At 52.7% G+C, this 22,459-nt stretch carries 18 protein-coding genes; 12 read left to right on the top strand and 6 right to left on the bottom strand.

The genetic code is table 11. The features are described 5' to 3' along the window. Positions 1-60: 60 nt before the first annotated feature. Both LPB67_RS01850 and LPB67_RS01845 read left to right on the top strand, forming a co-directional pair. A complete protein-coding gene (locus LPB67_RS01850; RefSeq protein ID WP_262835366.1) occupies positions 61-1,020 on the top strand; it encodes a metallophosphoesterase family protein in 960 nt (319 codons plus the stop codon). 237 nt (positions 1,021-1,257) lie between these two features. Further along, a complete protein-coding gene (locus LPB67_RS01845) occupies positions 1,258-2,298 on the top strand; it encodes a GMP reductase (protein ID WP_262835365.1) in 1,041 nt (346 codons plus the stop codon). A gap of 46 nt (positions 2,299-2,344) precedes the next feature. On the opposite strand, the gene tcdA is transcribed toward LPB67_RS01845, so the two are convergent. Beyond that, on the bottom strand, positions 2,345-3,163 hold the full coding sequence (gene tcdA, locus LPB67_RS01840) for a tRNA cyclic N6-threonylcarbamoyladenosine(37) synthase TcdA (protein WP_262835364.1): 819 nt from the start codon (positions 3,161-3,163) through the stop codon (positions 2,345-2,347). Positions 3,164-3,416: 253 nt separating this feature from the next. On the opposite strand from tcdA, the gene LPB67_RS01835 reads away from it, so the two are divergent. After that, positions 3,417-3,959 (top strand): hemerythrin domain-containing protein, encoded by a 543-nt coding sequence (locus tag LPB67_RS01835; RefSeq protein ID WP_262835363.1) that lies wholly within the window; start codon positions 3,417-3,419, stop codon positions 3,957-3,959. 21 nt (positions 3,960-3,980) lie between these two features. Then, positions 3,981-4,616: a pyridoxamine 5'-phosphate oxidase gene (gene pdxH, locus LPB67_RS01830; RefSeq protein ID WP_262835362.1), complete on the top strand. Its 636-nt coding sequence runs from the start codon at positions 3,981-3,983 to the stop codon at positions 4,614-4,616. A gap of 68 nt (positions 4,617-4,684) precedes the next feature. Here pdxH and msrA (LPB67_RS01825) read toward each other — a convergent pair whose 3' ends face one another. Further along, positions 4,685-5,215 carry a peptide-methionine (S)-S-oxide reductase MsrA gene (msrA, locus tag LPB67_RS01825; protein WP_262835360.1) on the bottom strand — a complete coding sequence of 177 codons (531 nt, stop codon included), beginning with the start codon at positions 5,213-5,215 and terminating at the stop codon, positions 4,685-4,687. 192 nt (positions 5,216-5,407) lie between these two features. Here msrA (LPB67_RS01825) and LPB67_RS01820 point away from each other — a divergent pair, with 192 nt between their 5' ends. After that, positions 5,408-6,181: a helix-turn-helix domain-containing protein gene (locus LPB67_RS01820; RefSeq protein WP_262835359.1), complete on the top strand. Its 774-nt coding sequence runs from the start codon at positions 5,408-5,410 to the stop codon at positions 6,179-6,181. A 41-nt stretch (positions 6,182-6,222) separates the two neighbouring features. Here LPB67_RS01820 and msrA (LPB67_RS01815) read toward each other — a convergent pair whose 3' ends face one another. Beyond that, entirely contained in the window at positions 6,223-6,756 is a 534-nt protein-coding gene (msrA, locus tag LPB67_RS01815; RefSeq protein ID WP_262835358.1) for a peptide-methionine (S)-S-oxide reductase MsrA, read from the bottom strand. A gap of 384 nt (positions 6,757-7,140) precedes the next feature. Here msrA (LPB67_RS01815) and LPB67_RS01810 point away from each other — a divergent pair, with 384 nt between their 5' ends. The 3 genes from LPB67_RS01810 to LPB67_RS01800 are packed head-to-tail and all read left to right on the top strand — an operon-like array spanning position 7,141 to position 12,073. Next, positions 7,141-8,475 (top strand): hypothetical protein, encoded by a 1,335-nt coding sequence (locus LPB67_RS01810; protein ID WP_262835357.1) that lies wholly within the window; start codon positions 7,141-7,143, stop codon positions 8,473-8,475. Beyond that, positions 8,472-9,227 carry a hypothetical protein gene (locus tag LPB67_RS01805; protein ID WP_262835356.1) on the top strand — a complete coding sequence of 252 codons (756 nt, stop codon included), beginning with the start codon at positions 8,472-8,474 and terminating at the stop codon, positions 9,225-9,227. The genes LPB67_RS01810 and LPB67_RS01805 overlap by 4 nt, the downstream gene beginning before the upstream one ends. 5 nt (positions 9,228-9,232) lie before the next feature. Continuing rightward, complete coding sequence (locus tag LPB67_RS01800; RefSeq protein ID WP_262835355.1) at positions 9,233-12,073, top strand: ATP-binding protein; 2,841 nt, start codon at positions 9,233-9,235, stop codon at positions 12,071-12,073. A gap of 65 nt (positions 12,074-12,138) precedes the next feature. On the opposite strand, the gene LPB67_RS01795 is transcribed toward LPB67_RS01800, so the two are convergent. Beyond that, positions 12,139-12,963: an arylamine N-acetyltransferase family protein gene (locus LPB67_RS01795; protein WP_262835354.1), complete on the bottom strand. Its 825-nt coding sequence runs from the start codon at positions 12,961-12,963 to the stop codon at positions 12,139-12,141. A gap of 448 nt (positions 12,964-13,411) precedes the next feature. Between LPB67_RS01795 and LPB67_RS01790 the strand changes: the two genes are divergently transcribed. Beyond that, a complete protein-coding gene (locus LPB67_RS01790; protein WP_262835353.1) occupies positions 13,412-14,713 on the top strand; it encodes an HD-GYP domain-containing protein in 1,302 nt (433 codons plus the stop codon). Positions 14,714-14,804: 91 nt separating this feature from the next. On the opposite strand, the gene LPB67_RS01785 is transcribed toward LPB67_RS01790, so the two are convergent. Both LPB67_RS01785 and LPB67_RS01780 read right to left on the bottom strand, forming a co-directional pair. Further along, complete coding sequence (locus LPB67_RS01785; protein ID WP_262835352.1) at positions 14,805-15,410, bottom strand: hypothetical protein; 606 nt, start codon at positions 15,408-15,410, stop codon at positions 14,805-14,807. A gap of 372 nt (positions 15,411-15,782) precedes the next feature. After that, a complete protein-coding gene (locus LPB67_RS01780; RefSeq protein ID WP_262835351.1) occupies positions 15,783-17,030 on the bottom strand; it encodes a sensor domain-containing diguanylate cyclase in 1,248 nt (415 codons plus the stop codon). Between the two features lie 377 nt (positions 17,031-17,407). Between LPB67_RS01780 and LPB67_RS01775 the strand changes: the two genes are divergently transcribed. The 3 genes from LPB67_RS01775 to LPB67_RS01765 all read left to right on the top strand — a co-directional run bounded on the left by LPB67_RS01775 (position 17,408) and on the right by LPB67_RS01765 (position 22,459). Next, positions 17,408-19,597 (top strand): alpha/beta fold hydrolase, encoded by a 2,190-nt coding sequence (locus tag LPB67_RS01775; protein ID WP_262835350.1) that lies wholly within the window; start codon positions 17,408-17,410, stop codon positions 19,595-19,597. Positions 19,598-19,744: 147 nt separating this feature from the next. Then, a complete protein-coding gene (locus LPB67_RS01770; protein ID WP_262835349.1) occupies positions 19,745-21,478 on the top strand; it encodes an alkaline phosphatase family protein in 1,734 nt (577 codons plus the stop codon). Between the two features lie 468 nt (positions 21,479-21,946). Beyond that, a complete protein-coding gene (locus LPB67_RS01765) occupies positions 21,947-22,459 on the top strand; it encodes a DUF3016 domain-containing protein (RefSeq protein WP_262835348.1) in 513 nt (170 codons plus the stop codon).

Raw genomic sequence — 22,459 nt, 5'->3', positions numbered from 1 at the left:
GAAAATGCTGGAAGCGGTTAGAATACCGCTCCGGCACGCATCACTCTCATCCACCTATCCATGTCTATCATCCGTATTCCCGCGCCAGCTTGCGCCCTGCATTCATTCATTGCAACGCTGACCGCCTGCTCCGCGCTATCGCTCGCCTCCTTAGCACCGGCTGCGGAAACTGCACATCCGTCCAGAGCAAAATCGCCGGCACCTAAATCGGTCACCGTGTATGTCGCAGGCGACATCGCCGACTGCCGCAAGAAGCCCTACACCGAAAGCATGGCCGAGAAAACCGCTGAGCTGATTGAAGCGGGTCTGGCAAATGATCCTAAAGCAGTTGCCTTGACACTGGGCGACAATACCTACCCGATCGGCAAACCCGAAGAATTCAGCCAATGCTATGACCCGACCTGGGGCCGGTTTAAAGCGCGCACCCTGCCCTCACCCGGCAACCATGATTACGGCATGCCATCGGCGCATGGCTATTACAATTATTTTGGCGACCTGGCAGGCCCTGAGAGACGGGGTTACTACAGCAGAAAAGTCGGTCACTGGCAGGTACTCTCTTTGAACAGCAATATCGACGGTGCGCAGATGCAGGCGCAACTGCAATGGCTGAAAGAAGAACTCAGCAATAATCCCAGTCGCTGCACGCTGGCGTTTTGGCACCATCCGGTTTTCAGCACCGGCGGACACGGCAGCAATAACATCATGCAAGCCGCCTGGAAATTATTGGTCGATGCCAAAGCCGACATCGTATTGGCATCGCACGACCATGACTACGAGCGTTTTGTGCCGCTCGATGAGCACGGCAATATCGATCAAAAAAATGGCCTGCGCAGCTTTGTGGTAGGCACTGGCGGCGCCAGACTGACGCCGATGTTTTTCCCTAAAATCATCACCGAAATTCGTGATAACGCGACCTATGGCGTATTGAAACTCAGCTTGCATGAGAAAAGCTATGACTGGGAATTTTTACCGGTTGCCGGGCAGACTTTTACTGACAAGGGCAGCGCTACTTGTCATTAAGGGCGAAGCGCTTTTAGCTATGTGCAAACGTATAAGTTTAATCAAGTCAAACTCGATCCCCCTTCTCCTGCTCGCGGGAGAGGGGGCCTGCCGGCAAAATTTTCACGACATATCGCCGCGCTGATAGTCCCTATGTAAAAATAAGATCGGTATCCGCAAATAAATTAACTATACTCAATTACGGCTCAAAGCTTTCCCACCATCCAGGTCGCCCGCCAAGCGGCTACAGGAGTCGTAATGCACATAGAAGAACCGCTCAAACTCGATTTTAAGGACGTGCTGATCCGTCCTAAACGATCCACTCTCACCTCGCGTTCCCAGGTCGAATTGCAACGTGAATTCGTGTTTCATCATTCCCGCCAAACCTATCACGGCATTCCGATTATCGCGGCCAATATGGACTCAACCGGCACGCTGGAGATGGCGCACGCATTGGGTCAGCATGAATTATCCGTGGCCCTGCACAAGCATTATGATGAAGGCGCACTGGTAAATTATTTCACCGGCCTGCAAAAAAAATCGACGGCGTTTTATTCGATGGGCATCACGCAAGCCGATTTCGAAAAATTTTCCGCCGTCATGGCACGCGCGCAAAATGCGATTGAATATGTGTGCATCGATGTCGCCAATGGTTACACCGAAGGTTTTATCAATTTCGTCAAAAAAGTGCGTACTGCCTACCCGCATCTGACCATCATGGCAGGCAATGTGGTGACCGGCGACATCACCGAGGAGTTGATTTTAGCCGGTGCCGATATTGTAAAAGTCGGCATAGGACCAGGCTCAGTGTGTACCACACGCAAGATGACCGGAGTCGGCTATCCGCAACTCTCGGCCGTGATCGAATGCGCTGATGCGGCGCATGGACTCGGCGGACAAATTTGTGCGGACGGCGGTTGCGTGGTGCCCGGCGATTTAGCCAAGGCCTTTGGCGCCGGTGCCGACTTCATTATGCTGGGCGGCATGCTGGCAGGTCATGATGAATGCGCCGGCGATCTGATCGAGCGGGATGGCAGACAATACAAGCGTTTCTACGGCATGAGCAGTAAGGCCGCGATGGAAAAATATGCGGGCGGCGTCGCTAAATACCGCGCATCGGAAGGCAAAGAAGTCTTGATCCCGTATCGCGGTCCGGTCGAAGCGAGCTTGCTCGACATCCTGGGCGGCGTGCGGTCTGCGTGTACCTATGTCGGTGCGCACAAACTCAAGGAGCTCACCAAACGGACGACTTTCATCCGCGTGACGCAGCAGCTCAACGAAGTATTCGGAAAATCTTAATTGAGCTGAGATCGACATAAAATTTGCGCCAGTAGCAGCGCAAATTTTATGCGGGCTGCGCAGCTTGCAGCGCTAATTGCCGCAATACATGCGCTGCCGCCATCAAGCCAAATGAGGCTGTCACCACAATCGATGAACCGAACCCGGCGCAATTTAAACCGCTGATACCGGTAGCACCGCTATTGTTACTATCTCCGGCCACCTCGCATACTTCAGCAGTCTCCGGCATGCTCAACGCCTCCATCGAGAATACCGCATCGATACCGAATTTACTTTTTGCGCCGCGCGGGAAGCCGTGATTCTGGCGCAGACGTTTGCGTACCAGAGCCAGCAGAGGTTCTTGCTCGGTGCGCGACAAATCACGGATCTCAATCTTGCCCGGATCAGTTTGTCCACCCGCCGCGCCAATCGTAATCAACTTGATCGCATGTTCTCGACAATACGCGATCAAGGCAGTTTTTGCCTTCACATTATCAATGGCGTCGATCACATAATCAAACCGTTGGCGACCCAGCATCTGGTCGAGATTATCCGGCGCAATAAAGTCCTCGACTTCGGTGACTTGGCAAAACGGATTGATTTGCGCGATGCGCTCAGACAAAGCCGTTACCTTGGCTTTGCCGATGGTGTCGCTAGTCGCCTGAATCTGTCGGTTGATATTCGATTCGGCAACATTATCGAGATCAATCATCGTGATATGCCCAATCGCGCTGCGCGCCAGCGCTTCCACCACCCAGGAGCCGACTCCGCCGACGCCGATCACGCAAACGTTGGCGGCTTTAAAACGCTCCAGAGCCGCAGCGCCATATAAGCGCGCAATACCGCCGAAACGACGCTCAAAATCGATGTCTAATTCATCTTGCATAAGGTTTTACTCAGCATTTCTCGCTATTCATTTGGCGCTATTTTACAAGACCGGCCTCTCCGGCTGCCGATTGCCTGATATGGGTCAAGCAGCATTGCGATAAATCATCGATAATTTTAATTATTCAGGACTTATGCAAAAAACAAAAAATACGCGCAGAGATACAAAGCGACAGTAGTTTTTTTATTTTGCGTCCATCCTATTATTCTGAACCAGCGTTCAGTCACACTTCAGCCAAAGACCTTGAGGCATCATGACTACCTTATTCGACAGCGCACCAGGATTTGATCAGCCGATCGCCGTACTGAAGCATTGCCATGATCGCATTCGCAAACAGCTCGCCACCTTGGAAAAATTGCTGGCACATCTGCCGGTACACGGCGCAGACCAGGAAGCGCAACAGGCGGCGCAAGCGCTACTGAAGTATTTCACTCAGGCGGCGCCATTGCATCATGAAGATGAAGAGATGGATTTACTCCCGACTTTGGAAACGACCGCCAAGGCAGAAGATGCCGAGCTGCTGAACAAGCTGCTACCGGAAATTCTGAAGCAGCATCTGCAGATGACAGCGCAATGGACTCATCTGGAAAAACAATTAAAGCAGATTCAGGATGGTAGTTCTGCCCAACTCTCGCAACACGACGTCCGGCAATTCAGCGAAATATATCAACAGCATATGCAAACCGAAGAAACCCATATCGCCCCGATGGCGAAGCGGCTTTTCAGTGAGGCGCAGATGCAGAAACTAGGCGCTGCCATGCAAGCGCGCCGCGGCATTCCACCTTCCAGCCACTAAAGAAAATTAAAGAAATTTACTATGTCATTAGCCAATTTACGCAAAGATTATCTACAGGCGAGTTTGTCAGAATCCGACGTTGCCAGCGATCCCGTCCAGCAATTTGCGATCTGGTTTCAGCAGGCGATCAAAGCCGATGTGACGGAGCCCAATGCCATGAGTCTGGCAACGGTGAGCCCCGAGGGGCGCCCCAGCTCAAGGATAGTCTTGATCAAGGAGTTCGATCAGCGCGGATTTTGCTGGTTCACCAATTATGCGAGTAGCAAAGGACATGACCTGGAGAGCAATCCGTATGCTGCCTTGCTATTTCATTGGCTTGCGCTGGAGCGCCAGGTGAGGATAGAAGGTCGCGTAGAAAAGATGACGGAGCAGGAGAACGATCGTTATTTCAATAGCCGTCCACTGGGCAGTCGCCAGAGCGCGATCGCCTCGCAGCAAAGCGAAGTCATTGCAAATCGCCATTTATTGGAAACACGCTTATCCGAAGTAGTCGCAAAATACGGTGATCAACCGCTGCGACCGGCACATTGGGGCGGCTATCGTTTGATTCCTGAGCGGCTGGAATTCTGGCAGGGGCGCAGTTCACGCCTGCATGATCGTATCGTGTACACCAGGCAGGCAGACGGCACATGGTTAATTAGCCGCTTACAGCCTTAAATCTGAGCGCCATATTCAGGGCGTGGTTTTTGTCAGATGCGTGCTGGATCTTCATGATCGAACACCGTCTAAGCAGGCTGACCGGTCGAGAACAACTGCCTTACCTGAGCGACCTTCGGCGCCACGACCAGGGTGCAATAGCGCTGCCGGCTATTCATCTTGAAGTAATTGTGATGATAATCTTCCGCCGGATAAAACACCGGAGCCATTTCCAGCGCTGTCACAAGCGGTTTTTCCGATTTGGCAGCGAGTTCCGCCATGACCGTAGTAGCACAAGTCATTTGTTGTTCGGTCTGGCAAAAAATCACAGAACGATATTGCGTACCGACATCGCCACCCTGACGATTCAGCGTGGTCGGATCATGGATCGCAAAGAAAATTTCAACCAGCGCCTTATAACTCACCACGGCATTGTCAAAAATCAGACGCACCACCTCCGCATGTCCGGTACTGCCTTCACAAATCTGCTCGTAGCTGGGATTATCGACCTGCCCGCCTGAGTAACCCGGTTCTACACTTTTGATTCCACGGATTTGCTGAAATACTGCTTCGGTACACCAGAAGCAGCCGCCGCCAAATGTGGCAATTTCTAAAGCCATCGTATTTCTCCCTGTTTCGTCAGCAATCTGATCTGCCTGATTGACTGTATTTCGTCTGACATATCCGCAATGTCTGCGGCGGAATGGATTATCAAATCAAACAAAAATGTGATCAATCAACAAACAAAGAGTCGCATACCAGGTGGCTTAGTGTATTATTTTTTAATACTTTTTGACATTTTAGGATGGCTAATGCTGAAAGCAACTATTTTGATCGACGCCCTGAAGCGCGAATTGAAGGCGAGAAACATCACCTATGCCGATCTGGCGGTGCGGATCGGCATGTCCGAGGCCAGTGTCAAGCGCATGTTTTCACAAAAGAATTTCACGCTACAGCGACTGGATGAAATTCTGAATGCCACCGAGATCAGCCTGCGCGACCTGGCGCTGGCATCGAACGAAGACACCCTGATTTCCGAGCTGACTTTCGATCAGGAAAAAGAAATCATCAGCGACCCGAAAAAATTCATCGTTGCAGTCTCGGTACTGAATCTGCTGACGGTCGAGCAAATCATCCGCATCTACGACATCAGCGAAATCGAAGTCGTCAAACATTTGTTGCGACTGGATAAAATTGGTTTCCTGGAATTGTTGCCCAACAACCGGGTGAAACTGCTGGTGTCACGGACTTTCCGCTGGATACCGAACGGCCCTATCCAGAGCAGCTTCCGCGACCAGGCGTATGCCGAATATCTGGAATCGAATTTTGACGGCGAACATGAAATCATGCGCCTGGTGAACGTGATGCTGTCCCGACAATCGGTCGCGGCGCTGATTACCCGTCTCAAACAAGTCGCCCGCGAATTTTCCGAGCAGCATCAGGAAGATGCAAAACTGCCGTTTGAAGAAAAACACAGAATCAGCTTCATGCTGGCCGCCCGTCCCTGGCTACCCAAACAATTTAAATCGCTGGTGCGCAAAGACTATATCGAGCAGCATGAACAGAAAAAAAGCAAAAAAAAGTGACCCCGCCAGCTTCACTTTTAGCTGCACCACATTAAGAAATCCTAGCCCGCAAGCTTGCCGGCAAACAGTTTGCGCGCCTTGGCGACTTTCGGCGCTACCACGATAGAGCAGTAACCCTGATCCGGATGCTGCCGGAAATAATTCTGGTGATAGTCCTCGGCGATATAAAAGATCGGCGCCTGCGTCAGTTCGGTCACGATAGGACCGTCCCACACCAAGGCCATCGCCTTGATCACTTCCCTGGCAATCGTTTTTTGCTGCTCGTCATGGAAATAAATCACCGAGCGATATTGTGTGCCGGTGTCATTGCCCTGGCGGTTCAGGGTAGTCGGATCGTGGATCGTGAAAAAAATCTCCAGCAATTCGCGGTAACCGATGATCGTCGGATCAAAACTCAGCCTGACCACTTCTGCATGTCCGGTGCGTCCGGTGCAGATTTGCTCATAAGTAGGGTTAGGCACGCTGCCGCCGCTGTAACCGGACTCCACCTTCAGCACGCCGCGAATTTGTTGAAACACCGCCTCAGTACACCAGAAACAGCCTCCGCCCAACGTTGCAGTTTGTAATTGCGTCATATTGCCCCCCTGATTTGCCTGACGTCCGACTGTAGAGCAGCGATGATCCACCCTGATTAGTCGAACTTTAACGTATTTTCTTACAAATTCCAGATCGCCGTACTGGCCAGGCTGATTTATCCTGCCGCCATATTGCAGGGCAAGGATGAAACCAGATAATGAAGGGAGTATAGGTAAAAACAAGCTTGCTACCGCAATCTTTATGGCGATATATAAATTTACTCCACCCCAGTATATTTAATCCGTCAAAATTTCGCGAACAAGCGCAATCGCCGTTTTAGCGCCACGTCAAGAAACCAGGGGACGCTGGCAATATCACTCGATATCATGCCACATTAACTTCCCGACAATACTCAATCCCCTTGCAAGCAGGTAAAATGCCGCATGCAAAATTTTACTAACGAACTACCCAAAGCAATTGAGCAGAGTAACGAGGATGACGACGCACTACAGTCGTTTTTTCGTCCGGGCATCAGCCCTGACGATGTTGCACCTATCTTTCCTTTAAAACGTGCGCAGCCGCTGTTGCAGGCCTTCACCGCGCTATTCCACGGCGGCTTCAATAATGTCATGCTCCGCCTGCTGGTCTTGCGCGAACTGGCCGCCGATGTCGATACGCCGTCCCTGACCCGCGCCGATATCAATGCCAAGCTCGGCTACATTGATCCGGATCGGCTGGAAACTATCCTGACGCGTTTGCGCTCGAATAATTTGCTGGCATGGGATGCCGCCCAATCTGTGTATCGCATCACGCCGACCGCAAGGAATGTGCTGGCGGCGCTATCCTCCTTGTTGCAAGCCGAACATCAGGCCGAGCAGCAAGGTGACGAAGCCGAGATGAGCTACATGCTGACCCAGGTCGCGGGCGCACAAGCGGTCGGCGGCGTGTCGGTTGAACAGTTGCATCATCTGCTCGGCCGCCTGATTGAACTGACCGAAGAATTTTCCGATGCGATTGCGTCCGGCTCCGAATTCCAGCTGCGCACCGCCCAGCAAAAATGGCACACCGCTTGCGACTGGGTAGAAAAAGGTTCGCAGATCATTCACGCCATCACCAACGACAGCCGCGCCGATTCCGCGACGCACCGAGCGGCGCAAGCCATCGGCCGTGCCCAGAGTGCGCTGCTGAATATGCAAGGCATGTTCTCACGCGCGCTGAACCAGATCGAACGCCAGCGCGTGCATCTCGGGCAATCGGGCTTATCCACCACCGATATCAAGACCTGGCTGCTGCAATACGCCGATCTGGCGTCGCTGGCCGATGATGCGCTCGCATATCCGATGACGCCGCTGTTTATCACGCCGTCAGAAATGATCGACGTGGCAGAGAGCGAACTACTCAGCAATCGTCAGTCCGCCGTCGCGAATATTTTGCCAACCGGCGAAAACGCACCGGAGATCGCAAATGAAGACAGTGACGCCTTGCTGGAACTCGATCACTGGCTGGACCGCTTGACGAATATCGAACACCTGCAGGCCGACAAACCGATGCCGCTGCAGGATTTGTTGCTACCCTCGAGTTTCGCCATCGCCTCGTACCGCGCCTCCTTGCTGCCCCTGCTGGGCGACGTCAACGAATCCGCCTTGCAAGGCGCAACCGCCGCACTGGCGCGGCTGCCGCTTGAATTCAACTCGAAAGACAAAATGCAACGCGTGTCTGACCCGCACGTCTGCGCTATCTCGGTCGCCACCCTCACCGCATTGAGTAAAAAAGCATGACAGAAGACGCACAATTCCTGATCGCCCGCCTGCTCGCGCATCAAACCCTGCGCCGCGAAGACAAGCTCGTCAAACGCGCACTCTCCGACGAATTATTTCGCGCCGATGTCGATGCCCGACTGAAAGCCTGCGGCATGAAATTCATCGACAACGTGTATGCCGATCACGTCACGCTGGCACTGACCCGCGACAGCGAATCCAAAGTATTCGGTACCAGAGAGACCTGGCAGAACAATAATTTCAGCCTGGCGCGCGATGGCGTGGCACTGCTGGTCGTGTTGTGGTCGCTGATCATTTTGCCGAAACGCGAACGGCAAGAAGCGCACCAGCTGGCCGAAGAAAATCAGAACGATATGTTCGGTAAAGACAAACCTATGCCACGCGCCGAAGACACTTCGATCGGCATTTCTTACCGCGCCTTGCTCGCCGATTTTGGCGAGAAGCTGGGCAAAAAAACCCGTATGGACATGAATCTGGGCCAGCTTGTGCGTTACGGTTTTGTCGAGCGTAAAGCCGACCTGATCGTCGAAGGCCCCTTGCTCGACCTGATGATGGATACCGACACATTGAAAGACCGCATCATCAACGGCGCGCTGTCCGATATCTTCAAAATTCCCGTGCGGACACAGGCTATCATCGCGCCAGCAAGCACAGAACCTGAGGAACCGGTCGTCGACGCTGAAAGCGACACGGATAGCGACGCCAGAAGCCAAAACACCGTCGATAATAATCACCCCGCAGAAGAAGAATAAGCCACATGTTCCATATCAAATCACTAGAGCTGGTCCATTGGGACTACTGGCAACGTATCAAGAACATCCCGCTGGATGCCAAGATCATCACGATTGCGGGTCAAAACGGCTCGGGTAAAACCACGTTACTGGACGCCTTGCGCACCCTGTTCGGACTCGAATGCTCGATGGGGCGTTCGTACAAGCATTATGCGCGCCACTCCGGCCAGCAAACCGCCTGGATCCGCGCCGTGGTCGACAACAGCGCCGTCGGGCCGCAAATTTCGAACCGGCCTTTCCGCATGTCCGGCCTGTACGAAGATGAAGTCACCTTGTTTTGCCAGATCCAGAAAAACGGCGGCGACTGGAAACGTCAATACCTGATGCGCAGCGGTAAAGTCGAGATCGAAGATATCCAGGAAGCGAACGACTGGCTAGGCGTAGAAACCTACCGCAAACGCTTATCCCATGCGGGTTTATCGACTGCGATGGGTAAAGTACTGGCGCTGGAGCAAGGCGAGACCGACAAGCTGTGCGAATACGCACCGCGTCAATTACTGGACCTGGTCTTCCAGGTATTCGGCGACAAGGAAGTGCTCGATGCCTACGACGATGCCAAGCGTCATCAGCGCGATACTGAAACCGAATTACAGCGCTTCGAGACCGAACTCGAAGGCGCGAAAACCAATCTCGAAGGTCTGCGCCTGCGCGTCGCGAACTACCATCAATGGGAAAGCCTGAACAAGGAAAAGCGCGATTTGCAGGAAGAGATTTTACCGACCTTGCAATATCACGAAGCGCTGCAACACGCGTCCGCCACCAGCCAGAGTCTGCGTAACGGCAAGCGCCAATTAAAGATCCAGGAAGACGGTCTGTCCGAGCGGCGCGGCAATCTCGCCATGCAAGCGCAAAGCCATAGCGAAGCGCAGCAGCACGAGGCGGCATTGGAAGCGGAAGAATCGCAACTGCGCGAGAAACTGCAGCACATCAACGCCAAACTCAAGCCGCAAGAAAGTTTGCTCGAACAAAAAGCGCGCCTGCAAAAACTCGCCGCCGAAGCCGATGCCGATGTTGCCAATGTCGCTGACGATTTAGAGAAGAAAGAAGCTGAGCTTTCGCGCCACAAACAAGAGCGCGACACACTGTCCAGCCGCATCGCCGCTGAACTGGAAACCATCGCCGCATTGCAAGGCAAGGCCGCCCTGCCCGACCCGGAGAACGTGCGCAATATGCGCCGCGCCCTGAACGACGCGGGTATTGCGCACAGCATGCTGCCGGAGATCGTCGAAGTCAGCGATCCCAAATGGCAAGGCGCCGTCGAAGGTGTCCTGCGCGGTTATACCTCGGTGATTTTGCTGGATAAAGCCAGCGACGCCAGCGCCGCCTATCGGGTCGGTGAGAAGCAGCGCTATGGCCATTTCATCGTGCCGGACCGCATCCATGCACCGACCGTCAAAGATAAGAGTCTGCTGTCGGTAGTGAATTTTACTGCCGCTGCACCAGCTTGGCTGATCGAGCAATTGCAGCGCATCGAAATGGTCGACTCTGTTGAGGTAGGACTCAGCTTTAACAAATTGTCATCGAAGTCGCAAGAATGGATCACCCCCGATGCCTATCATGGCGAACGCCGCGGTGGCCGCTCGCTGTTTGTCGAAGCATCGCGCTATCGCTTCGGCAGCGCAGGCCGCACCCAAAGGCTGGAGGCGCTGCAACGCTCTTTACCGCGCCTGCAATCGCAAGAAGATCAGCTCACCATCACCATCAGCAAACTCGCCGGTGAAATCAGCGCCTTCAAAGCACGTCTGGCCGGTGTCGATGCGGCAAAAGAACTCAGCGCCCGCCATGCCGAATTTGAAGAAGCCAGCCGCCACATCCAGCCGCTCAGGCAGCAAAGAATCGAAGTCGGCAGCCGTCTCGGTGAGATTTCGCCTTTGCTTAAATCGGCCACCGAACAACGCACCGTCGCCCATCTGAAATGGGAACAGGCCAAAGCTGCGATTGCAGATGCAGAATCGCAATTACGCAGCGCGGAAAAACGTCTGGCGGAAGAGCGCAAAGACCATTTCGACACACTCACCGGCATGCGCCAGACCTGGCATCAATTACCGGTCAACTGGAAGCGCGCCAGGCACAGACAAGCGCTGGTCGCCGAACATGAAAATGTGCACCAGATCGAACTGCGCCTGCGCAGCCTGGGCAACAATCTGGCGCGCGAAGATTGGGAAACCGACTCAACCGTGGTCGATCAGTTCGTACGCCTGAACGCCTTGCTGCAAGGACGCCAGGCCGAGACCGACGAGCGCCGCTACCAGAATAACCGCGCTTCAGAAGCGACCGTCAATGCCCGCGCCGCCTACATGGACCGGCTGCGCTTCACGATCAAGACCTATAGCAAGAACATCAGGCAGCTCGGCGAACTGGCAGGCATCGAAGTCCACACCGATCCGGTCAAACTCGAGAACGACGACATCCAGTTATCGCAAGCGGGTCTGCACGTACGCTTCAAGTTCGACGGCAAGGGTCCGATCGGCATGAACGACGGCGAAGCCTCGGGCGGCCAGCAGGTCATGAAATCGCTGATCCTGCTGATCGGCTTGCTGAAATCCGAAGACGGTTCCGGCGGTTTCGTCTTCATCGACGAACCGTTTGCGCATCTGGATATCCGGAACATTCAGTTGGTTGGCGAGTTCCTGAAAAACACCGACGCGCAATACCTGATGACCACGCCGCTGACGCACAACACCGACGTCTACGATCCCTCGGAACTGACGCTGATTACCAGCAAGAAAAAGAAAGACACCGAATGGGCGCAGCCGATCTTTGTATTGCAGCGGCGGGTTGAGAAGGTGAAAGATCTGAGGGCTTGACGGACTAGGGTCGTGTTGGCTAAGTCACCTGTTGCCAACACGATTCATAGGGCAATTCAAAGATACTAACAATTCAGTTTAAATAATTTCTCTGCCATGACATCTTCCGGCAACGCAATTTGGAATACCTCCTGCAGCGTCCGGATGTAGTCATCGGCATCGGCTATCTGATGCGAACGTTTCACTCCATGTTCGGTAATAATCAATGCATCATTCGATAGCGATGTTCGGCCCGCCTTGGTCGCCATCGAGCAAATCGATTTCTTCGTAAAATGCGATGACTCAGAAGTTTGCTGATGGGTGCACATCTCTGCAAAATCGCCAATCTCATGTCCGGCCAAGGTGAATTGATATTGAGCTTGCCAATCCTGCATGGTGGATTTTCGCTCCAGCACATAAACAGCATCATCCGCGGTCGACACTCTATAAGTCACGCCTAATTCTTCCGTACCCTCCGCATTCAATCTCAAGGGTGTCCTGAAACAATCGCCGAAACCTACATCGGCAATCCATAGCGCCTCTTCACAACCCACCGAGAGCAGCAGATGATCAAATGGGAGTCCATAATCTGTGCCGTTGTATACGCGAGCGGACAGCAAACGGCATCCGAACCCCAGGCTTGTTAGTAAAAGGAAAAACGCATAATTCAATTCGTAACAAAAACCGCCGCGCCGCTTCGTGATCAATTTGCGAAACACGTCATCGGCATGCAGCGAGATTTTTTTTCCTAAGGCAATATCGAGATTTTCAAACGGAATGGTATGCAAATGCGCTAGATGCAAGGCGAAAAATAATTCTTTACTTGCCGTTCTTCCAAGACCTTGATCCAGAATATGGTTACTGCATCCCAGTCTTTGCAGATAGGCGCGTACTTGCGCTTCAGTCAGCATACAAGCCTATCGAGAATGTCTGAATGGCGGCACTGTTGGCCGGCAATTCAAAATGATCCTGGCAGCTCACATAAAGCATGTCTTTATCTACGGCGTGCGCCAGTTGATAGGTATTTCCCTGATTCTTTGAACTGCCAAAAACAATGCATGTAGTCAATTTGAAGTGCCTTATTTGTACATAAAAAAGAGGGCTTGCACTTGCACTATACCCATTTTGACCGGGGCGATAAAGAAATCCATATCGTTTTTTCAACGTACTGAATTCGGCTTGCCTTTTTAATAGTTTCAATGAGTTATAAATAAGGAAGTGTTGACCCCACACGTGTTTGAGAGAAAATTTTGCCAGATATGCGCTATGAACACCTCCCGGACAGGCGATTGCAAAAGAAGCTGCAAGGATAGTGCCTGCACTGATAGAATAAAGCGGTTTTCATCGCAATCTACCAACATGAATGTCCCCAATATTACTGTCAATATCCCGGTAGAACAACTCTGCATAGGCTTATACATCCATCTGGATATCCCCTGGCTGGATCATTCGTTTGCGCGTAATAGTTTTAAGATCAGCAATCAGGAGCAATTGCTGGCGCTCAAAAAATTGGGATTGAAAACCATACGGGTCAGCCCTTCCAAATCCGACTGCCGGCCTTTGCCGCCACCTAAAAATCCGGAAACACCTGCTCCGGCAGATGATTCTGGCGCAACAGAACCTATCTCGGCAGAAGAACAAGCGCGTATCGATGCTAAAAAAGCCCGTATCGACAGACTGGTAGCAGAACGCGCGGCGATTGCCGAATGCGAAAAACAATTCCTGAAAGCGGCCGGCGCGCTGAAAAATATCACGCGCAATCTGTTTTCGCGCCCGCAAGAGGTGTTCCGCGACGCCGATCAGCTGGTCGATCAAATGCTCGATTCGCTGCTGCGCGACAAAGATATCGCGATACATCTGATGAACGACAAGATAGGCGGCGAAGATGTTTATTACCATTCACTGAATGTCTCGGTGCTAGCGATGATGCTGGCCAAGGAGATGGGCTTGCCTCCAGCCGACATCAAACAACTCGGAATGGGTTGCCTGTTTCACGATATCGGTAAAGTCGAGATCCCGGACCGGGTGGTCAACAAGACCGAAGCCTTGACCCGTGCCGAGCAAAACCTGCTGCAGCAACATTGCCAGTACGGTGAACCGATTGCCAACAAAATTGGCCTGCCAAAAGCCGCGCTGGATATTTTGCTACAGCATCACGAGCATGTCGACGGTAGCGGCTATCCGAAACAACTCAAAGGCGAGCAAATTTCGCCGCTGGCGCGCATCGCCGCCATTGTCAACGCCTATGACAACCACTGTAACCGCCCCAATCCGGTCGATTCGCTGAGCCCTTACGAGGCGCTGTCATATATGTTTGCGCAGCAGCGCAAACTATTCGACCTGGGTCCGCTGAATTTGTTTATTCGCTGCCTTGGCATCTATCCGCCAGGTACCATCGTGCGTCTGTCGGACGGTACTTTGGGAATGGTGGTGTCGGTGAATTCAGGCCAGCCGCTACGTCCCGGGGTCTTGATTTATGATCCGAATATCCCCAAGACCGAGGCGATCATTCTGGACCTGAGCAGCGAACCGGAACTCGACATCAGCGAGAGCCTGAAGCCGAAACAGCTTGCTCCTGAAGTGTATGAATACCTGAGTCCGCGCAAGCGCATGTCTTACTTTATTGACGCACCGAAGAACAACGCCAGAAAATCCGTTTAGGATGATTTGCCTGCGGATTGCGATCAGATCGGGGTCGGTTGACCGCAATCCACAGCGTGGCCCAGGACATCCTGCACCATTCTGATCAACATCACTTGATGTGTATTTTCGCACCGCCCAAGATACCGTCTTTGGCTGAATAAATAATCGGGCAATTGACGACGATACTGGTCGGCGTGAGTTTGACTTCCTGTTGCTCAACCGCAGCCAGAACCTCTTCTTCCGAGCGCAGGGTGCGCGCTGCTGCACCGCCCTGCCAGGTCACCATGTAGACCACCCACAAAGGCGTATACGCCTCGCTGGCATTTTGGTAGCCGAGCCTGTGCGGCGCGGACGGAAACACGCTGCCTTGCTTGAAGTTGCTAAATTTATACACGCGATCCACCGCGGACGGTTGACCTGGAACCGGCGCGCGCAACACATGCGCCAGACGCGACACATAATTGGTGCCGGCTTTCTGCGCCATGGCCTGATCCGACATATCGGTCGAGATGTAGTGCACTAGTTGACCTTCGTACCAGCCTGCGTGTAAAGGCAACTCCACCGTCGCGACGGAAGTGTCGCTGAGCTTGTCGAGTTCTTTTGCAGTGGTGTCAGTTGCCCATACGTCGACGCTGGCACTGAGCAATAACATCGCAGAGCAGGTGATCGCCCACACCTGCACTTGGATCGATCTGAATTTGACGGCAAACGACATGGAAGTCTCCTGAGAGTAAATCGATGAATGATGTATGGATAAAAATTGGGTTTGAGTACAAGGTAACTTCTAAATACCCTTTAAGAATTTCTACCAACGCCATACTCGAGCGCAGCGCGTCGTTACAAGGCCTCGCAATACCGACGTATTGCACCATCGTGCGCCTGGCGCTGCATCTCGCTTAAGAGCTTTAGAAGCTTCTCCTTTAGCAGCACGCAGGTTTTATGCGCCTGTCAGCCTTATTTTGCCCTGCAAGGCGCGTGTAAGCTGCGGTCTCATTTATTGAAAATTTAAGGCACGCTACAATCGGCTTAACACCAGTTAGTCGAATAAGATAGCGATACCTTACAGGTCTTTTAAAGACAGAATCACTCAATCTTCCCAGATCACGCAGTTTCTGCCGCTGCGCTTGGCCTGGTACAGCGCTTTATCGGCACGCTCCAGCAGTTTGCCTAAGCGTTCATCGTCGGCGCGATTGGTCGATACGCCTATGCTGACCGTCAATGTGAACAGTTCACCCGCCGGGCCGTCGAAAACCAGCTCTTGCACCCGTTCGCGTATGCGCTCGGCGGCGATCAATGCATCCTCGCGGGTAGCCTGTTGCAACATGATGCAAAACTCTTCGCCTCCTATGCGTCCAAATAAATCGGATTCACGCAGCTCCTGTCCTACCGTTTGCGCAAATCTGACCAGGACTTTGTCGCCGCCCAAATGACCATACCGGTCATTGATCGCCTTGAAGAAATCCAGATCCAGCATCAGCAATGTAATGCTGGTGTCGTAGCGCTGGCTGCTTTTGAATAATTGCTCTGCGTTTTCCAGAAAAGCGCGCCGGTTCTGGATACAGGTCAGCGTGTCTATCGTTGCCAGACGCTGCAGTTCACGTTCCAGCATTTTGCGCTGGGTTACATCGCGGTAGATCCCTTCAACGCCGGCAAATATTCCGGCGTCGTCATAGATGGCCTGACTGCTGATCGAGATATCGATGACCCGCCCATCCTTGCGCACCATCTGTCCGCCAAAATCGGTGACCTTACCTTCGCGCGCAATGGTCTGCTTAAGGGCATCGCGATCGGCGACATTAGGATAATACGATTCGGCAGTTTTACCGACGATCTCCTCCGGTTCATAGCCGAGCACGGTACGCACGCCGGGGCCGACCATCAGCACCACACCTTTGGCATCGGTGCGGTAATACACGTCTTGCATATTGTCGAACAGACGCCGGAAATTTTGCTCGCTGATACGGAGTTGTTCCGAGATTTCGTTTTGCGCCGTCATATCCATGCCGACTAATAAAATAGCGCTTTTACCATCGAATTCGATGGTCAGACTGGCGACCAGCAGCATGCGTAAATTATGTTTGACGCTACGCAAACGAAATTGCTGCGGTGCATTAGACCATTCGCGGCCCTGACGGTTCAGACGATTATTCGAACGCGTAATGTCAAGCGGATGGACAAAATCGCTGACCGGACGACCTATCAATGCGCTAGTGTCCTCGACCTCCAACAAAATCGCAGCGGCGTTGTTGGCATAAGCAATCTGGTTATCAATCAAGATCGCCAACGACACTGGCATAATGTCAATCAGGTAACGCGAAAATGCATCTGTAAACATGCCAACCTCTGGTCGTTATTCTGATTCTGCTTAGAGGACAAATTTGATGCTGAACTTATTGCGGAGTCCATTATCTATATTGCTGCTTCCTAAAAAATCACTTGGGCAACATAAAATAAATTCTACCCGAATACGGTCAACAACTTGTGTTGAATTTGTGCAGTGTAAAAAATTCATAGGTACCGTCTGAGGCATCGCAGGACAAATCACCAAAATTGCCCATAATTTGGTATCGTGTTGCTCTCTGGATATCCTCCACACACCCCCAAGATTGACCTCCGTATCAGTCACATCATGAGTGTGACTGACGGCGATTTGGATTATTAAAAAACCCTGGGATTTTTATGCGAATTTTGTTGTTTACTCTACTAACCGCCATGTCACTTACTACTTCCGCAGAACGCCTCACCATAGACCGCATTTACGATAATGCCAATTTATCCGGCAGTGCGCCGCGCAACCTGCAAGTCTCGCCCGATGGCAGTCGCGTGACTTTTTTGCGCGGTCGCGAGCAGGATCAGTTCCAGTTGGATCTGTGGGAGTTCAATGTCAAAGATCAAAGCATGCGCCGTCTGGTCGATAGCAAAATTCTGCAAGCCGAAGAAAATATTTCGGATCAGGAAAAAGCCCGGCGCGAGCGCGAACGGATCGCCAATCTGCGCGGCATCGTCGACTACAGCTGGTCACCCGACGGCAAGCAACTGCTGGTGCCTCTGGCCGGCGAGCTGTATCTGATCGACATGGCCAATACCGCGAAGGCGCGCAAGATCGCATCCGGCCAGGTGATGTCGGCTCAAATCTCGCCCAAGGGGCGTTATGTCTCGTATGTACGCGACCAGAATTTATTCGTAGTTGAACTCAGTAGCGGCACTGAGCGTCAACTGACTAAAGATGGCGGCGGCACGATACATAATGCCGAAGCGGAATTTGTCGCTCAGGAAGAAATGGCGCAGACCAGCGGCTATTGGTGGGCGCCCGATGATTCCAGCATTGCGTTTAAACGTTTTGATGAAAGTCCGGTACCAGTCGCCCGTCGCTTTGAGATTTATGCGAATCGCACCGAAGTCGTCGAGCAACGCTACCCATATGCCGGTGCATCGAATGTGCTGGTTGGCCTGGCCCTGGTAAACCCGGATAATGGCAATGTCAAAACGATCGATCTCGGTAAAGAAAAAGATATTTACCTGGTCAGGGCCGATTGGAGCGCAGATGCCGGCACCCTGGTGTTTCAACGCCAAAGCCGCAATCAAAAACGACTCGACCTGGTCGCGGTCGATACGCAAAGCCTGGCGCAACGGACCTTGATCACAGAAACAGCGGATACCTGGGTCAGCATTCTGGGCAAGCCTTACTTCCTGAAACAAGCGCCGCAATTCTTGTGGATGTCCGAGCGTAGCGGTCGCAAGCATCTGTATCTGTACGACCTGCAAGGCACATTGATCCGCTCCGTGAGTCAGGGCGAATGGGGTATCGACGGCCTGCTCGCGGTCGATGAACAGTCGCAGACCGTATATGTCGCGTCCAATCGCGATGCGGTATCCGACAAGCAAGTGTATGCGCTCAAACTCGATGGCAGTAGCGCCGATCAGCCGCAACGGGTGACCGGGGACGATGGCTGGCACGAAGTCCATTTCTCTGACAAGGCAGAGATTTTTATCGATACCTGGTCCGACGACAATACGCCGCCGCAAGTCAGTTTGCGCAAACCCGATGGCGCTCTGATTGCCTGGATAGAACATAACGAACTCGATGCCAAACATCCGTATGCGCGCTATCGCGATGCGCATGTGCCGACCGAGTACGGCAGCTTGAAGGCGGAAGACGGTCAGACCTTGTACTACTCGATCAAGAAACCGCTGAATTTCGACGCCGCCAAGCGCTATCCGGTATTCCTGCAGGTGTATGGTGGTCCGGGCGCGCAAACCGTGCAAAGACACTGGGGCAGCCTGTTCGAACAATTCATGGCGCAACAAGGGTATATCGTCTTCAAGCTCGACAACCGCGGCTCGGCCCGCCGTGAACGCCAATTCACGAATACGATCTACAACACTCTGGGCAAACATGAAGTCGCGGATCAACTGGCCGGGATTCATTGGCTGAGCCAGCAAAGCTTCGTCGATGCCAGACGTATCGGCGTCTTCGGCTGGAGTTACGGCGGCTTCATGAGCCTGCGTTTATTGTCCGCCGCCTCCGACAAAATCGCGGCGGGCGTGTCGGTAGCGCCGGTCACCGATTGGGCGCTGTACGACACCCACTATGTTGAACAATTTATCAATCAGCCCAAAGACAATCCCGAAGGTTATCGCCAGAGCGGCGTGTTCGCGCACCTCGATGGCTTGAAATCGCCGCTGCTGTTGATGCACGGCATGGCCGATGACAATGTCTTGTTCACGAACACCACCAAACTGATCGATGATCTGACTACCCGCGGGGTCTTATTTGACCTGATGACTTATCCCGGCGGTAAGCACGGGATTGCTGGAGCGGCCAAACAGAAGCATGTATTCCATACGATAGAAGCCTTCTTTGCCAAGCATCTGAATCATCCCGTCGCCGGCAAACCTTAACAACTCAGCTGATCAATGCGCCGCGGCGAATTTCGATTATCTGTGGCGCATGATGAGAGTGCTCTGCGACTTGGCCCACAATATACTTGGTCCGTATTTTCTGCTTCACCCTTTCCGTCCTGTTTAACCAACTTCTCTTGGAGCGCCATGACCTATCCTTTTACGCCATCAAAATCCGCTGCGGCAATGCGTCGCCGCCTGTTATCAAGTCTTCTCATTAGCTGCATCGCCAGCAGTGCCGCATACTCTTTTTCTGCCGTCGCAGCTAATGCCTCTGTGAATGCGCCTGCGGCGGCACCGAAATTGGTCGTGGTGCTGGTGGTCGATGGCTTGCCGCAAGAACAGGTACAACGCTATCGCGATCAATTTGCTCAAGGCGGCTTCCGCCGCCTGCTGGATCAGGGTGCATGGTTTAGCGACGCGCATCAGGCGCATGGCGTCACGGTCACGGCGGTCGGTCATGCCGCGGTGTTGACTGGCGCTTATCCGTATCAACACGGTATCATCGGCAACGACTGGATCGATCGCAGCACGATGACATCAATGTACTGCACTCAGGACACCGCGCATACTTACCTCAATGAAAGCACCAAGCCGAGCGACGGCACCTCACCGGCGAATTTGCGGGTCAGCACGGTGGGCGATGAACTCCGCTATAGCAACGGCGGCCAGTCGAAAGTCGTCACCGTATCAGGCAAAGACCGCGGCGCGATCCTGCTGGCAGGCAAGTCAGGTACGGCGTACATGTACATGAATAAATCAGGTCATTTCGCCAGCAGCACTTACTACATGCAAGACTACCCGGCCTGGTATAAGAACTTTAATGCAGGCAAACCGGAGGACAAGTTTTACGGTAAAAAATGGGAATTGCTATTGCCTGAAACAGCCTACCAGAACGATGCGCCCGACGGCTCGCCTGGCATGGGCAAGCTCGACAATCAGGCCGGTTTTCCGTTCGTGTACGACAGCAAATCCGGCCAACCCGACGCAGAATATTACGGCAGAATTTTCACCGGGCCTTTCCTTGATGAACTGACTCTGGATTTCGCCCGGGCAGCGATTGATGGCGAACAACTCGGCCGCAACCCTGCCGGCGTGACCGATGTGATCGGTGTCAGCTTATCCAGTCACGATTACATCAATCATAGTTTTGGTCCTGAGAGCCGCATGTCGCATGACCATCTGCAACGCCTGGATCGCCTGCTGGCAAAGTTTTTTGACGATCTGGAAAAACGCATTGGCCTGGATAAAACGCTGGTCGTACTGACCGCCGATCATGGGTTTCCGAATGTGCCGGAATTTTCGCAAACCCGCAAAATCGATGCACAGCGCCTGAATACCAAAAAACTGATGGACGATGTCAATGCACACTTAGCGCAAAAATTCGGCGTCGCCAATCTGGCAGCCAAATGGTCGTCTCCCGCCGTCATGCTGAACTATCCGGCGATTGAACAAAAGGGCTTGAAACGCGATGAAGTTGAAAATAGCGTCGCCCGTTTCCTGTCCACTTATCCTGGCATCGCGCGCACTTATACCCGTACGCAATTCGAATCAGGTACGCTTCCCGATACCCGCCAGGGCAAGTTGATGCAGCGCGGCTGGAACCAGCAATTGTCCGGCGATATCATGGTAGTGAGCAAGCCTTTCTGGTATTTCGGCAGCGGCACCACAGGAACTTCACACGGTTCACCGTATGCGTATGACACCAATGTGCCGCTGATCGTGATGGGTAAAAACTGGATCAGGCCAGGTGCTTACGGACAATATGCAGAAGTGGTGGACATCGCGCCAACGCTGGCGCATCTGCTGCACGTACGCCCACCCAGCGCGAGTGAAGGACGGGTGTTGATGGAGATCATCAAAGCGGATTCAGTGCGCTGATTGCGCTCCTGATACGCGAATACGATTACCTCGTTGTATGTCCTTTTGTAACAAAAAAGCGCCTCCGGAAGCGATTTAGCATCAGTTTGTAAGTCCTCTTTAACAAATGGCGAATCTGGCTAAAATGATCATGTAGCCTATAGTTTGCTTAGATACGAATATTTGCAAACGCCCTCACCCCGACCTTCTTCCGCATGCGGGAGAAGGTGCATGAAATAACCTGGCATTGCGGCATGCATTGAATGGCGTTTATCAGTAATGAATCAAAAATTACTCCGGGTATTTATGTAGAAGCAAACCATACGCCACATAATCCCCTCTCCCGCATGTGGAAGAGGGTTAGGGTGAGGGTCTCGGCGAACTGAGATATCCAAGGACACTCACACTATGGCAAACCCATTCCCGTTTGCCAGAATCACTACAACACCTTCCTGCCGACGAAGGCGTGTCCACAAGTAAGGAGTCAATATGATGCGACGTTCACTGATCACTGCGCTTTTTTGCGCGATGACTATCCCCAATGCCTTCGCAGGCGAAGCCAGAACCGAGTTGATTCACCCTGAAAAATTCACCGACATCCGTAATGTCAACGAGAGCGCAGAAGATGCGCAGGCCAGGGTCGGCAAGGAATTCAGTTTTTATTTTTCAGACCTGGCAAAAAAACTGCCCAACGGTTACACCCTGGAAGTCCAGATAACGGACATCGACCTGGCAGGCAGCATACGCTATAACTTTGCCCGGACCATGCGAGATATACGGGTGCTGAAAGACATCGACTGGCCTAAAATGTCGCTGTCCTACACGCTGAAAAATCCGCAACAGGAAGTAATCGCTTCCGGCAAGGAAGAACTCCGGGATATGTATTATTTATCGAAAGCAAATTTAAGCACCAGCTCGTACAAATATGAAGAACAAATGCTCAAGGATTGGTTCAGGCATATGCAGCACAGTAAAGTATTCCCCTCCAGGGAACAATCGTAA

This window comes from Undibacterium sp. Jales W-56 (assembly GCF_025548535.1).
Lineage (GTDB): Bacteria > Pseudomonadota > Gammaproteobacteria > Burkholderiales > Burkholderiaceae_D > Undibacterium.
The sequence above is the reverse complement of the archived record's forward strand: the minus strand, read 5'-3'. Positions and strand labels throughout refer to the sequence as shown.